At 51.0% G+C, this 14401-nt stretch carries 15 protein-coding genes; 8 read left to right on the top strand and 7 right to left on the bottom strand.

Translation table 11 applies throughout. The annotated features are described in order from the left end of the window. On the bottom strand, positions 1-829 hold an 829-nt coding region (locus tag EAO80_RS20020; RefSeq protein ID WP_211330675.1), incomplete at its 3' end, for a hypothetical protein. A gap of 222 nt (positions 830-1051) precedes the next feature. On the opposite strand from EAO80_RS20020, the gene EAO80_RS10075 reads away from it, so the two are divergent. The 5 genes from EAO80_RS10075 to EAO80_RS10050 all read left to right on the top strand — a co-directional run bounded on the left by EAO80_RS10075 (position 1052) and on the right by EAO80_RS10050 (position 4546). After that, entirely contained in the window at positions 1052-1840 is a 789-nt protein-coding gene (locus EAO80_RS10075) for a hypothetical protein (protein ID WP_162993957.1), read from the top strand. A gap of 393 nt (positions 1841-2233) precedes the next feature. After that, positions 2234-2416 carry a hypothetical protein gene (locus EAO80_RS10070; RefSeq protein WP_122089772.1) on the top strand — a complete coding sequence of 61 codons (183 nt, stop codon included), beginning with the start codon at positions 2234-2236 and terminating at the stop codon, positions 2414-2416. Positions 2417-2806: 390 nt separating this feature from the next. Then, on the top strand, positions 2807-3160 hold the full coding sequence (locus EAO80_RS10065; RefSeq protein WP_122089822.1) for a PadR family transcriptional regulator: 354 nt from the start codon (positions 2807-2809) through the stop codon (positions 3158-3160). A gap of 158 nt (positions 3161-3318) precedes the next feature. Then, a complete protein-coding gene (locus EAO80_RS10060) occupies positions 3319-3609 on the top strand; it encodes a PadR family transcriptional regulator (RefSeq protein ID WP_122089771.1) in 291 nt (96 codons plus the stop codon). Positions 3610-4114: 505 nt separating this feature from the next. Beyond that, positions 4115-4546 (top strand): TRAM domain-containing protein, encoded by a 432-nt coding sequence (locus EAO80_RS10050; RefSeq protein WP_122089769.1) that lies wholly within the window; start codon positions 4115-4117, stop codon positions 4544-4546. A 70-nt stretch (positions 4547-4616) separates the two neighbouring features. Here the strand turns inward: EAO80_RS10050 and EAO80_RS10045 are convergent, their stop codons facing one another. The 3 genes from EAO80_RS10045 to EAO80_RS10035 all read right to left on the bottom strand — a co-directional run bounded on the left by EAO80_RS10045 (position 4617) and on the right by EAO80_RS10035 (position 7861). Then, positions 4617-4928, bottom strand: a complete 312-nt coding sequence (locus EAO80_RS10045; RefSeq protein ID WP_122089768.1) for a hypothetical protein — start codon at positions 4926-4928, stop codon at positions 4617-4619. A gap of 344 nt (positions 4929-5272) precedes the next feature. Next, positions 5273-6574, bottom strand: coding sequence for a Cdc6/Cdc18 family protein (locus EAO80_RS10040; protein WP_122089767.1), 1302 nt, complete (start codon positions 6572-6574; stop codon positions 5273-5275). 849 nt (positions 6575-7423) lie between these two features. After that, positions 7424-7861, bottom strand: a complete 438-nt coding sequence (locus EAO80_RS10035; protein ID WP_162993956.1) for a helix-turn-helix domain-containing protein — start codon at positions 7859-7861, stop codon at positions 7424-7426. 71 nt (positions 7862-7932) lie between these two features. On the opposite strand from EAO80_RS10035, the gene EAO80_RS10030 reads away from it, so the two are divergent. The 3 genes from EAO80_RS10030 (at position 7933) to EAO80_RS10020 (ending at position 10428) form a co-directional block, all read left to right on the top strand. Then, positions 7933-8577, top strand: a complete 645-nt coding sequence (locus EAO80_RS10030) for a hypothetical protein (protein ID WP_122089765.1) — start codon at positions 7933-7935, stop codon at positions 8575-8577. 376 nt (positions 8578-8953) lie between these two features. Further along, positions 8954-9805: a ParA family protein gene (locus EAO80_RS10025; protein WP_122089764.1), complete on the top strand. Its 852-nt coding sequence runs from the start codon at positions 8954-8956 to the stop codon at positions 9803-9805. Then, positions 9802-10428 carry a peptidase associated/transthyretin-like domain-containing protein gene (locus EAO80_RS10020; RefSeq protein ID WP_162993955.1) on the top strand — a complete coding sequence of 209 codons (627 nt, stop codon included), beginning with the start codon at positions 9802-9804 and terminating at the stop codon, positions 10426-10428. Before EAO80_RS10025 ends, EAO80_RS10020 begins: the two co-directional genes overlap by 4 nt. Before the next feature lie 434 nt (positions 10429-10862). Here EAO80_RS10020 and EAO80_RS20015 read toward each other — a convergent pair whose 3' ends face one another. The 3 genes from EAO80_RS20015 to EAO80_RS10005 all read right to left on the bottom strand — a co-directional run bounded on the left by EAO80_RS20015 (position 10863) and on the right by EAO80_RS10005 (position 14147). Beyond that, positions 10863-11159 (bottom strand): hypothetical protein, encoded by a 297-nt coding sequence (locus EAO80_RS20015; RefSeq protein WP_211330674.1) that lies wholly within the window; start codon positions 11157-11159, stop codon positions 10863-10865. Between the two features lie 320 nt (positions 11160-11479). Continuing rightward, a complete protein-coding gene (locus EAO80_RS10010; protein WP_122089762.1) occupies positions 11480-13156 on the bottom strand; it encodes a transposase in 1677 nt (558 codons plus the stop codon). 82 nt (positions 13157-13238) lie between these two features. Next, a complete protein-coding gene (locus tag EAO80_RS10005; RefSeq protein WP_122089761.1) occupies positions 13239-14147 on the bottom strand; it encodes a cation diffusion facilitator family transporter in 909 nt (302 codons plus the stop codon). Positions 14148-14401 lie beyond the last annotated feature (254 nt).

The following is a 14401-nucleotide window of genomic DNA, read 5'->3' as shown; positions in this document are numbered from 1 at the left end:
AGTCGGGGAGGATCGAGACGATCGGTGGGATATAACTACTCGGCAGTGTCTCGGCTGGTTCGGCTACAGCTACCGTCTCAGACTCTGGTTCACTAGTTGGCTCCGGTTCCGTAGTCGCCTCCACCTCCGCCTCTTCGCGGTGTTGCCAGTAGTAAAAGGCATGTTCAATATCCCAGAGATGGATATCCTCGCCAGTATACTCAGTAAGGATATCGCGCATTCGTTCGTTCAGTGCGCGGAACTGAAGGTACGTCTCTGCAAGATCCTCTGTTGGCTCCCAGATCGCTAAGTCCGACAGTGCCCGCCGCATTGAGGTGTAGTAGATCGGGTGCGTATCCGGATTCTGCAACTGCCAAAAGTAGGAGAGAAAGTACGGAATCGAACCGAGTCGCGGCGCACTTCGAAGATTATCAACGTCCGCTCTCAATTCCTCGACGTACTGTTCAAGCGTCCGTATCTGTGCTTCAATCTCGGAGTCATCCTGTGGTTCCTGCAGGACGGTCCGGAGTAACTCGGCAAGCTCCTGTTCGCGAGCTTCCCCCGAGGAGTTATAGAGCATATTGAAAAACATCATCCCATTCATTCCTTTGAAACCCCAGAGGCGGTGTCGCTTGTTCTGGCCATCTATTTCTGATTTGAATTCCCCAAGTGCGAGATTCCCATCAACGAAGTCACTCAGCGTTTCGAGGAGAATCGGGATCCGTTCTCTACGAGCGGTATCGAGTTCATCTGGAGGAAACCCGCCGGCACTCACGGATTCAACGTCCGAGAAATTCGCGTGATACGTATCCCACACATCTCTCACCTGTCCTGCAATATCACGGTCCATGATCGAAGCGTTAGAGACAGCGATGAAAAGATCCGACGATTCCTCCAAGGTTACAGTACTGGCTCTGATTCAACGGAAGGTGAGTCGCTGTTCCTCAGCGAATGCAAAAGAGAATACGCTTCACACTTGGAACATAAACTCTCAAAATCATTTGTAGAGTTTACATTAGTACAGAATTACTCATATATCAACCCTTAACTGTAACAGTCGTTTTGAATATCTGTGGCGTTTACAGAATACGTTCCAGGAATGAAGCCAGGAAGTACGATACGGAATATTATTGTGGGTCTTCTATACCTCTTTTTCATTTATCTGATCCCGTTCGTGCTGGCTTATGTCGTTTTCACGAATCGAAATGGAATCGCTGATGAACTCTCTGGCATTCCTGGCATTTCAAACGGCGGCGGCGTAGTCTCCGCAATCGCGATTTTCGTCATAGCCTTTGTCGCGTTAGGCATCATTGGTGCTGTATTGCCAGCTGACGATACTACTACTGGTACTGATTCGGCAACGGCCGGCAATTCGGCCCCTGAACCAGACGGGCCTGCTGATGACGAGGAACTCGAGGAAGAGGCTGAAGAAAATGCTGAAGAAGAAGCCAACGAGCAGGATACTAGTCAAGAGACGGATAGCGCTGAAGAAGCTGAAGAACAGGATACGAGCCAAGAAACGGATAACTCAGAAACAAACCAAGAAGACGAACAACAGGAGGCAACCCAAGAGTCGGACCAAGCAGAGAGCACAGACGGATCGTTTAGTATCCGTGTGGATTACGACGGTGAGTGGTCTGGTGCGGTCGGGAGCGAGGGATCGTCGCGGTCCGTTGATGGCAGTGGCACTGAGGAAATCGAGATTGACGGAGATCCAATGGTCATATCAGCAAATGCCCAAAAGCAGGACGACTCAAGTGATGAACTCACAATCCAAATTCTCCAAGATGGTGAGGTCGTTGCCGAACAGTCAACAACAGCTGAATATGGCGTTGCATCAGTCAGCGAATCGTTCTACTAACGAAGACACCGTCTATCTGTATTTCTACTATCGCGTTACTCAGAGAGTCTATTCGACAGAAGGCTCAAAGCAAAGAAATCGCAGCTCTATCTGAGAGGGGTAGTATCCGTAATCAAGCCAGTAGCACTCACTACAGAGAAGCTCTTACCTTGTGCAACAATCATCTAGCAGACTACGGTTGCACAAGGCACAACTGAAATAAAACACTGGAGTTAAACCGCGCCACTCCGTATCACGTCTGTCGACGGAGTACCTGCCGTCGACAGAGATTGCTGTCGGCCCTTTACCCCAAGGTCCGATTTCCACGCGTACTTCCACTCGATTACTGCTCACGTTCGACTACCAACCCAGACCCTCCAAGCGTTATACCAGAAGACAGGCCCACCCAGACGTATGCCCGCTGGAACTCCCGACGAATGGCTGTTCGAAGACTGGCTACTGATCGTCCACGCACTCAATGACGCAACACACGAGAATTGCCGGTGCTACGACTGTGATACGATCGATGCGCTTCTCGGAGACATTGCGCACTACTGGGACCTTAACGATCAGGAACTGGCTGAAACGATGTGCTGAAGGCAAATTCACCCCCGTATCGGGCCTGCGATCGTCCTCGACAATGACCCCAGACGGTGTATATGTGGCTGTGAGGTCCTCTATAAGGTCGCGCTCGAGACTCAGGACCTCTCGTTCGAGATGTACCCGTGGGATCTTCGTCCACCAATCGAACCGATGCCATCCATCGAATCGCACTCACCAGACCCCGCAGAGAGGGTGTAGATGAATCGATGAGACGCTTGCGAGCCGCCCGTGTGAATACAACTAGACTACTGGCTGCCGGAATTCGCGTACCCCACTCAAAACTGGCACCTCATCAGTTATGAGCGCATTTCATCAGTGATCGCTCTATCCGAAACCCGAACGATTCCCAAGCAGTTATTATAGATGACACTCTTCCTCGAAAAGATGTCTGAGGCACAATCGACAGCAGCCAGAGAGGAGCGTACCGCATCCAAGTTGACCGCCTTCCAGCAGAACATCCTCACCGTCCTTGCTGAGGAACCCCAGTACGGACTCGCGATCAAACGCGAACTCGAGGATTACTACGGGACAGAGGTCAATCACGGGCGACTCTACCCCAACCTCGATGACCTCGTCAAGCGAGGGTTCGTCGCGAAAAGCGAACTCGATAAACGCACGAACCAGTACGAACTCACCGATGAGGGGTATGACCTCCTGCTCGGCGAACTCAACTGGCGTGTCTCAAAGCTCATCACTGACGACGACCGGGCCAGCGATATCGAAGCGCTCGTTGAGTAGTCTGCGTCCGTATCAATTAGAGAGGGCAGCACCGCTGTTCGGACGGCGGAGTGGAGTCACTATTTTCGTCGGCGTGCGTCGATCTGAGTGTTAAATCAGACACGCTCGGAGTGTATATCATGCAATACGTTGACAAGGCTGGTAGACAATCTATAGATATGTACGATCTCACCGGCTTCCAGCGGGATTTACTCTACGTCATCAAAGGATTAGACGATCCACACGGCCTCGGACTCAAAGACGAACTCGAAGGATACTACGACAAAGAGATTCATCACGGCCGGCTGTACCCCAACCTCGATACGCTCGTCAACAAAGGATTCGTCGAGAAGTCACAGATGGACCGGCGGACAAATCTCTACACACTCACGGCGCGTGGCCAGCGAGAGCTCGACGCACGTCGGGAGTGGGAACAACAGTACCTCCGTGATACGCTAAAAGCAGCCTAATGAGGGGGCTCTCAGTTCGAGTGACGCCGAGTGGCGCTACCGGGTCGCAGACTCCGTCTCGTTAGTGACGATCACTGCAAGCTGGTCTACCCGCGTCTGATCGTACGCGGTGAGGTCGTATCGATTCCGATTGCTCCGATGCATGTGGACCCGTAGAATTCCGAGATCGGCAATCGTACTCAGGAGTTGGCCCAGAGTCTGTGGCGGGAACGGCGGATCCTCCCACGTCGAATACAACTGCTTTGCCGAGATGTAGTTTCGGGTCGATTGTTTGAGCGTGTGTCTAAAGACTTCTACATAGCGTTCAAGTAGGCCATAGCGCTGAGGAGCATCATCGCGAAGCGCCTGAAGTTGCTCAGTGAGAGAAGTATCTGCAGACTGATTAGTCGACATTGTAGAGAGCGAGATAATGGAGACATACAGCAAAGAACGCGCTGTAGCAGACACAGTTGCCGAAATAAGTTCCGTGGAATTACGTGTCGTCGCCTACAGAGGTCAACTATCAATGGTTTCGATTCCAGACCGGCTGCAAGCACTGATCACATGTCGGGCGGCTGAGAGAGAGGGACGACTGCAGATCGAGATTCCCCGTGAGTTGGTCGATCACGCGGCGGTCGATCCAGGAGCAGTCTATCAGGTCGCCGTGCTTCCGGCTGCGACCGAGAATGCAACAGACGACGATCGCGACACAGCGTCATCCTTCAACGCGTCAGCGTCTTCGTCGACGCCGGATCAGTCGGAACCGCCGGTCGAAGAAGGCGAGATTCGAACGGTGACGATCGATACACTCGGCGATCAAGGGGATGGAATCACTCGTGTCGAACGGGGATTCGTCGTGATCGTCGAGGACGCTAAACGTGACGAGGAGGTCACGGTCGAGATCGACACCGTCCAGTCGAACGTCGCGTTTGCGAGCATCATCGAGCGGCGAGAGTAGCGCCACATCGTCGAGTACCTCTCGCTTGGGATGTAATCGTCTACGAGTACACGACCGACTAGGAGAGCGCTCAGCGGCGCTCCCAGTCGACACGCACAGTAGCCACAAGCTCGTCGATCACTGGTTCGGTGAGCGTTACTGGATCGGGGTCATCAGTAGTAGCGTGCTTGGACGAAACATCAAAGACGTCGACGGTAATGAGTTGAGTCTCCGCTAAGCTCCCGTCGTCGACTTCGAGGTCAAAGATAGTGTGGCTATAGATCACGATCGTGCGCTCGTCCGAGACTTCTAAGTGTTCAATCCCGGCCTGCTCGAACGCTGCGAGAAGGTCAACGAGCTGTGTAAATCGATACTGGACTGGTGACCACTCCTCATCATTCATATTACCGAAAGATCAGCAGCCGTTCGTATAGAGCATTGTGGCTGAGAGATCGTCACTGCAGAGAGAATCACGAGCAGGGAGCTATCTGGGTCAAAGGACCCTCGTCTGATTCATTCTCGAGTTAGCTTCCTGCGAAAGGCGCGCTCTGTATTCAGCACGACTTCTAAAACTTGTCACCAATTGAGGGATTCCAGCAACGCGGTACTGTATTGTTTTGGCACGCAATAGCCGCTGACTCTCCAGAAATTCTGTATTTGTGAACTATAGGCACCTAATTACATTGTAGACATTACAAATTGAGCAATAGCAGAGGATACAGACAATCTGTGAATCTATAGGAGAGATTAGGACCAATATGATAAATCTTCAACTGCAGCTTGGTCGAGAAGCTTGAGATGATCTTCATTGATACTCTGCGTTTGTAGTCCTCGTTTGACCCACTTATTCAGGAATGCATCGTCAAAGACGATGGAGTCAACTTCGCCGGCGGCTGCCAGCATTGCTTCTAAATCTGTATCCAGTTCGAATTCGAAGTATCGGCCTCCTTCCTGACCCTTGTTCTGTTCGTACTTGTTCAGTACATTTTGGAATGCTAGTTCGTTCAGATTGTCTCGTGTTGCTTTTTGACTCAGCGGGTCACGGTTCATATCGATGCAGAGCGATTCGTATCGCTGATAGAGTTCAGAGGTTCGCACTGGAGATTCACCTTCACAGGCTTTCGAGATGACGCTCGCTAATGCGAGGTGCTCCTGGGTTGAAACGCCCTTGAGTGCTTCTAAAATCCAATCGCTCTCCATCCGCTCTTCAGCATCACGAATATAGTCAGTCGTTACGGCATCAGCACCATCGTTCACTGCAGCTTCACCCGCTGCTAGAAGAAGATCCATCGCCATACGGGCATCGCCGGCTTGATTAGCGGCTATCGCTGCACACAACGGGATTACGTCTTCGTCAATAGCGCTATCATGGAAGGCTTTTGTAGCGCGGTGGTTGAGAATGGCTTTCAGCTCATTTGAGTCGTACGCGGAGAAGTGCAATTCTGTTTCTCGGAGTGTTGATTTCGCTTTCGGGGAAAGATTCTCTGTGAAGGAATAGTCATTAGCGATAGCGATAATCCCGAGTCTTGCATTCTCTATATTTTTGTTTTTGCGTGCTCGAGGGATTTGATAGAGGATATCGTCTGGGTCTTCGACGTTATCGATCTCGTCGAGAACAAGCAGGATAGTTCCCCCAATATCGTCGAGTTCCCCCCAGAGTTTGTTGAAGACGTCCTGTTGAGCGTATCCTGTTTCGGCGATAGTTGCTTTACCCCGTTGGAGGTATAGTTCGTTCAGGAGACGTATTGCTACTTGGTAGCTAGTCGTTTGGTTTGAGCAGGTAATCTTGACAACGGTAAGGTCGACGTCCCATTCTTGTGCGTCCCGTTCGAGATCAGAAAGAAGGCTTTCTGTGACGACTGTTTTTCCGACACCGGTTTTACCATAGAGGAATACGTTTTTCGGCTGCCATCCGTTGATTACGGGCTGGAGGCACTGAGTGTATTGGTCTATTTCCTCGTCACGTCCTTGGATCTCTTTAGGTGTCCATTCTTCGTCGAGGACATCATGGTTTTTGAAAATACTGCGTTCCGGTTTGAACGTGGGCATGATGATGCAGTAAGTTATTACCCTCTTTGTGTGAGAGGATACTTAAAACCATACCCTCGGGTGTTTCGAGTGATGACCAGTACTTCCAGTGTTATCCGATGGTTCCAGTGAACACCACTACTTCGACTGTATTGAGGTATGTAGCCTACTAACCGCTATCAAAGAGGAAGATCCGAATCAATCCGCTAGAAAGAATTAACCAACAGTTGGTTGTCGTGGCAGAGGTGTTGGTTAACTCTATAGCACAATCTCCAGAATAGATAGGACTCTACTCAGGCAAGAGGTAACTACATGATACCACTACTTCGACTGTCTCATCTGTTCCCAGCACTATTTAAACTATTTAAGATACACTCTCCCTCCAGACTTCGACTGTTCCCACACACGATCCTCCATAGCCAGATGATGAACTTTCTGTGACTCGGTTGAAGATAGCATTCTTCAACCTCGCTCTGTTCCCACTACGGGTTCGGTTGCTGCAGAGACCACATAAAACTACCGCTATATTATATCTTCTTGTTATGTTTTGAGGGAGTACACTCTCTCCTGAGTAGACAGTCGAAAACTGGAGAGGGAGTGATTTAAATACTAATTGGACACTGGAAACACTCGAACAACTGGTCCTAGTAGCCTCCCTATGGAATCCGTGAAATCTATACAACGACTCCTTGATCTCCTCCACCCTGTGAACAAGATAGGATCCTACGATGGAATTTCAGGCCGACCGATTTGACCCTCTGTATCCCTATTGGAGATCCACTGCTTCGACTGTACACCACTCTTTCGAGTGTTCATATCTGCTGTAAGTATGGTTATCTAAGACCGTACTTTGCAGGCCCCCAAAAGAGATCAAGGTCGGGGTGCAGATTCGTAGCGATTGTGTTCGTCTGTCTTCTGGATCTTGTTGTAGTAATGCTTGAGCGTAGTAGCAGCGTCAAAGAGCCCAGTCCCTTCTAACACGTTCTGTCCCTCTTTGGTCAACCCATAGAACTTCGAGGGCACGTTCGGATTATTCATTGTCTCTTTGTTCTCGACTTGCTCGATCACTCCGGCATCAATGAGTTTCCCTAAATGCTCATGAATCGTTGTTCTACCTAAACTCGGATTCAGCAGCTCTAGCTCACGCAGCGATGGGAGCTCTACTGGGTGGCTCACAATCCCTTGAAGAAGCGTGAACCGGGTTTTTTGAGTCGCTATATCAAGCATCTCTCGCCGAGTATCTAAGTCCTCGACCAGCATATCTCCGCTACTCCGTTCAGATCCTCGTTCGGATTCTGGCTGGCTCATATCTCCATATACTCTCTCTCTTGCTATAGGCATTTCGGCGAACACCGAAATGCTTCTCTCTAGCTGGCATAGTGCTAGCTGAGCCAACGATTCACGGCGATCTGCCCACTCTTTATGCCTTGCCACTGAAAATTGATCATCAACAGATGGCGCCTACATCGACTGAAATCCGTGCCGAAATACAAGAACAAGCACAGGCTCATTACCGTGGCCTCGAATTCACTTATGACGATTTTGAGGCTATTCTCTCAGCTGTCTCTAAGCTCAATGAAATCCGTACTACTGACGACTCATACTTTGTCTTGGGGAGCTACGCTGACGACGCAGAGTTGCGTCTCGAAACGATCCGTAATCAACTCGACAACCGCTCTGGCGCTCGAGCTGTACTGATGAAAGATGTTGCCGAAGAGTGGGAGCATTCTTATCCAAAGTTTCGTCTCATTGCAGATTTTGCTACGTATCTTGTTGGTGTCGCTGAGCACCGTTGTGGCGGCTTCCTGGTTGAGATGGGTTATTTCGCTGCTATTGACGACTATTTCGCTAAGACGTATGTTTGCAAGCTCGCCTATCCGAATAATGGGATTAGAGAGACGACTCGGAAATACCCTTTCAGCTGGATGCAGATTGGGATCTTTGATCTCTTGAGTGAAGAACAACGATTGCTCGTCTGGGATAGTGAAGACGCACTGGAAATCTGTACCACAAGAATACCCTGAATCGTGCTTAATCGAGTTTTTCTGGAACTTGCTTTTGATCTTTTTCCTAACCATGCCAATCATGGATCTGATCCTCCATCACGGCTTAGCGGTGAATCGAGGAGCTTGATGGACATACGCAAATATACTGTGTACTGTGACTACTGGGTGTATCGATACTACAAATAGTATTGATAGTATCGTGTGTATCAATACATCTTATCTATTTGTCTGACGTATGTCTGCCAGATGTACCACGAAAATTTATATCCTTCTCGACTGTCCCACTGTATATGGTGCAGTGTACTGAGTGTATCAATACACACCTAACTCTCTACTAGGTTAGTACTAGTGATACACGCAATCATCTCAATACACCTGCTACCGACTAATACCCATGAGCCAAAACAACCATACTCCGCTCACGGATGATCAAGACGCGACTAGAATTGCAGTCTGCAACCAGAAAGGTGGTGTCGGAAAATCGACACTCACTGCAAATATTTCAGGAGCACTCAACCAGCTCGGTTACGACGTCCTTCTCATTGACGCCGATCCACAGGGTCATCTCACCAGTGGTGTTGGTCTCGACGACGCCTACGACAAACAACCCCCCAGCCTATACAATGCAATGGTTAATCCGCGTGATTTTGACCCCCAAGAAGGGCAATACCATCTCGACGAAATTGTCCTTACTGACCATCCTGAATTCGATATCGTACCCTCCAATATCGATATGTTCTCTCTAGAACAAGACCTCGTCACTGCGATGCGCGGACGTGAACGCCTTTCTCAACTTCTCGAGTTCCTCGAGAAACAGTATGATTATCTCCTTATCGATACTCCCCCATCTCTGGGCCACATCACCGACAACGTGTTGCTCGCAACCCAAAACCTACTCATTCCTGTCGAAGCAGAAGACACCAGCATACGGGCTCTCGAGCTATTAAACGATCAAATTGACACGCTTGAGTATGAGTACGACGTCCAAGTTCTTGAACAAGCCGTCGTCATTAACAAAGTCAGTTATCCCCTTGACAAAGAACAGCAAGGTATGATTGACTGGTTTGACACCACATACGATGGAATCTGCCCAATCTACGAAGTGCGCGAACGAGTTGCTATCAAAAGAGCCTGGAATAATGGCGTCTCAATTTTTCAGCACGACGAAAAATGCGACCAAGCTGAAGTCTTCCTCAAGGTTGCTGAGTCTCTCAAATCAATCGCATCACAGGAGGTAGTTCGATGAGTAACCGTGACGCAAAAAGTGAAGAGATTCGTGATCGATCCTCGAGCCGTCGTGAACGAATGGGACGTCGATTCGACAATCCTGATCAGCAGTCTGATCAGTACTCCCTCACAGCACAGGTCGTTGGCGAGAATGGCGACGTTATCGATGATGCAACTGTAACGGTGGATGGGATCGAAAGACAGTCTGGAGACTCATTCGAACTAGGCCCTGGAGAATACTCAACTCGTGTCCAAGCAGCAAATCATCAATCTACAACAAGAGAGATCGTCATTGATGATGCGGATGAATCTGTAACTATCGCACTTGACCGTGAGTGGGACCGCTGTCAAGCGGAAACCCGTTCAAAGAAACGGTGTAGCAACGACGCTGATGAGGGCAAATACTGTAAAAAACATGCCCCGAACAGCGCTGGCGAACTTACGTGGCAGTTCAAGCGGGTGCAGATGCACATGACTGAGAGCGACCGAGATGAGCTGTTCCGGATCATGAAGCGCATTGAACTCGATGAAAATCTCGAACTTTCGAAAAAAGAGTATGAGCGAACGATTGTTGAGCTTGTTATCCAGAACGAGGATATTCAAGAAGCGCTCACTCAGAAAGTAACTGAGAAGTATGGGTGAAAGACGCTAAACTACTGCTTGAAACCTTTCTTAGGATCTAATGTAGGTGCGTGCTATTTCAGTCCCGTCGTGCCCGTATTAAGTAAGAGTGGACCGCTATCCAAAATTGCTGAGATATCGTCGTCGCTCCTCCATCTTTTGTATTGATTTCAACGAGGCCTCGAGCTTCGACGTCGGTGTCAAGATCTTTCTCGTCGATGGCATCGCGAGCGTGTTTATTGACGTAGTTGAGAATCTGTGTTCGTTGCTCTGGGGTCCAGAACTGCTGTTGGGATTGCTGGGAGGCGGATCGCTCGGGCATCGATTCCTGAGCGAGCCCGGCTCGTGCGTAGTTTTCTTGGAGATAGCCCCATTTGGAAGCCCACCCAAGGAAGGCCGATGTCGTGGTGTAGTAGGTCTAGGCAGTTGAGCGGGCGATACCACCGTCGGTCGTCTCAGCTTCGTTTGCGGCGACACGTCGACGAAGGTGCTCTGCGTAGGGCGAGAACGGTTTCGTCGAGCTGCTCGAAGCTCTCGATGTCTCGCTGGTTGAGCCAGTCGATCCATTGAGTGATGACACGCTTGGCGTTGCGCCGATAGTTTCCTGAATCGTCGCCTTTGGCTTTGGTCTTGAGGAACTGCGTGAGTTCCTTCTTGGAGGGTTGAAGGGCCTTCTGTAGTGGTTGAACCCTGGGATTGTGGGTCTGGCATGTGGTTGGATGAGTGGAGGGCTCGATGGTGCCAGTATCCACTGTTGACTTGTGATATAATCAAAAGTGAATTGCGTCAGTGCTGAATCGCCCGAACTCATGCACTACAATGCTTCTATACCCGTTTGTGCGTCCTATAAACTACATTATGCTATACGAACTACGGAACCTGGGAAGTTGAGACTACAGCGGGTTTAGCAGGGCTGTGATGCGTGAATTTGGACGATTCGGTCAGCGAAAACTGCTCCGGATCACTCTCCAAGCAGCCATTATTGTCACACTCCCAACCGTATGGGCAGATTTTCGAGACGTCCATTAGTGTAGCCACTCAGACAGCGCGCTAACCCAGACAGAGTGTCTCTCTACCCGATTCCAGTCTCCTTCTTCAGCAGCGTCAGCGTGTTGTCGGCTGTTACGATCGGTGAATGTTCGTACTCACCAGTCAACTCAACCTGCACGAGCAGATCGACAGCCCGCCAGATCGAGTACAACAGGCAGGCGAATGCGAAGTAGAAGAACCGTAGCCCGAAATCCTTCGACGTCGTCGCCGCCATGAACCGCTTTATCGATCTATAGCCGCTTTCGATTTCCCACCTGTAGCCGTACTCCGTAAGGTGTCCGCTCCCGCAATTCGTCATGAACACCGAGTACTGTCGATGATCGTCGTGCTCTGAGTCCTCTTTCCGACGGTAGATTAGCGTCGTCTCGTGCCACTCGTTCTTCCCGAGGTGGAGCTTCCGGTCGGTCTCGTATCGGTCCCGGTCACGCTGGAGCAATCGCTTCGCCTGGGCTTTCTCGCTGGTCTGCATCCGTTTCGGCACGACGTAGGAGAGCCCGCGCTGGCTAATCATCTCCAGGACGTGCTGGCTATCGAACTCCCGGTCCATCAGCACGTTATCGACGTGAACGAGCTCTTCAGCCGAATCCAGCAAATCCTCCACGATTTCTAGTCGTGACTCGCCTTTCCGTACCGGGCGGGCATCAAGGACGAGTGGGACAGCGTTACCGACCAGCTGGACTGTCGCCCACTGGTACGCGTACTCGTCGGTCTTCTCCTTTGTCCCGATGATCTCATCCTCGTGGCCACTCCGGTCGCCGGTGAAGGGATCGGCCTCGGTAATGTCGATAGCGACGATCCCTGCGCGGAAGAACTCCTCTGTCTCTGCGAGCTGGTTGATGAGCTGTCGGACCGCCTGTCGGTACATCTCGCGAATCTGCTCGATAGAGAGATTACGAATCTGGTCGCGATGACCGTGCCCGAGTGGTGTTCGATCACGCGTCGACTCGTGGATGAAGCTGCGAGCCCCCTCGTTGGCGGCCAAGTTCTCACGGAGTCCTAAGTAGGTCTGTAAGCCCCAGTAGGCGTTCTCGGGAATCTCACAGCCCTCGCCACGGTTGAGGGAGAACGCGGGGAACACGACGTGACTGACGTGCTTGGTAATCGTCCCTGTCTTGTTGAGGATGGCCTGGTCGTCCGGGTCCGATTCAGCGGCGTCGTGGCCTCGAGTCGGGAGGTTTCGGTCTGGTTCGCGTGGCACAGCGATATCCGCGTTTTCCGCTTTGATGAGGATCGTGCGAGCCGCTGTCCGGACCGTGTCCCGGAGATCTCGCGTGAAGCGTTTGTTCCAGGTCCGCCAGAGCGTCGATTGATCGGGAACCGTTCCCAACTCTAGACGTTCGCAGAGTGTGGTCCGGCTCTCAAGGTACTCCAGGAGTTCTGTTTCGTGCTCCCACCCGTGGAGTTCTTTCAGCACGAACATGCGAAAGAGGGTATCCATCTCGTAGCGTGTCGAGTTTTCGTAGCAATCGTGGGCCTCGAAGCGAAAGTAGGCCAGCGGAAGTTCGCAGACGAACTCTTCAATCGAGTCGTGGTCCGGGTGCGTAAACCAGACACTTGAGACAACTCGAACGTCCGATTCTAATCCACCAAGTGAGGTACGATCGTATAGCGGCGTGGAGTTATATTTGGGCCACTCAATGTGCTGCCGGCGTGCGATCCGGCGAAACACACTACGCTGGGATTCACTCGTCCCAGTCACTACGAGGTCATAGCCGCGATATGGGCAAGAGTCCGTCTAACTGCCCAACAGAAGAACTGTAGTTTGTAGTATCGAGAACAGTTCATGCGGGCGAAGTTGCCGAATCATCGGCGTCTTTCCATTCGCCGAGTCCAGCCGGATCAAGATGGACGTGGACGTCTGAAACTGATTCGACCTCACGGACGCGCTGGCGAAGATCTGATTCAAGCTCGTGTGCTTCGACCACATTCAGCTCTTGATCTACTTCAGCGTGGAACTCGACCTCGACCATGTGCCCAGAGTAGTACGCGACGAAATCGTGAATCCCATGTACGGCAGAGTGCTCTCGAATCTGCTGTTTGATCGCTTCCTGTTCTGATTCAGGAGGTGCACTATCGGCAAGGTACTGAATATTCTCCCGGGAAATCTCCACTCCTTGGTGGATGACGAGCAGACTCACAATGCCGCCCGCAATCGGGTCGAAAATTGGGTAGCCGACAGCCATACCCAGGACGCCCACAAGGGCTGCACCTGTTGTATAGAGATCATTGAGGCTGTCAGCGGCAAGCGCTCGAAGACTCGGTAACTGGAGTTCTTGATTCTTGTATTGCGTATACCAGTAACAGAGATACATATCACCGAGTGCGAACAGGAGTCCGAGTACGAGCCAAATACTGTACTCAGCAGAGACTCCAGTCAGGATCGAGTGACCTGCATCGTACAACAGTTTGAGTCCGAGCAGAACGAGGACGCCACCAACGAAGAGCGCAGAGAGCGGCTCGAACCGATTGTGTCCGTGCGGATGTGAGTCATCAGCATCGTCGAAGGCGGATCGGCCCCAAATCAAGACAACACCGCTTGCGAGAAGGTCAGCGACGGAGTGCGCTGCGTCAGCGGTGAGTGCGAGGCTCCCGGTGAGCAGTCCAAGTGTGCCCTCAACACCGATTTTGAGGGCATTTAATAGAACGTTGGCCCAAGAGACTTTGAGAAAGGCCACGCGTGAGTCTGCCATGGTATGGTAATACTGCTACTTCCCCATAAGAAGCCTCATTAGCCGCGTATAATTGGTTTTTTGATTCAATCTAAACTTTGCTCGGGGCACTGAGAATCATCGAGTAATCAAGAGGCCCCTCAGACGACTGGGCCTACATATGCATTCAGACAGGCAGTCTCAACTTCTGCAGAGAATGATCTTACAGAGATTCGGCGTTTGGATTTCTACAAACCACCTGTTTGCTGATAAGTCAGATGTTGGCTAGCCCTCCG

The organism is Halalkalicoccus subterraneus (assembly GCF_003697815.1).
Taxonomy (GTDB): domain Archaea; phylum Halobacteriota; class Halobacteria; order Halobacteriales; family Halalkalicoccaceae; genus Halalkalicoccus; species Halalkalicoccus subterraneus.
This window is presented reverse-complemented; position numbering and strand designations above follow the sequence as displayed.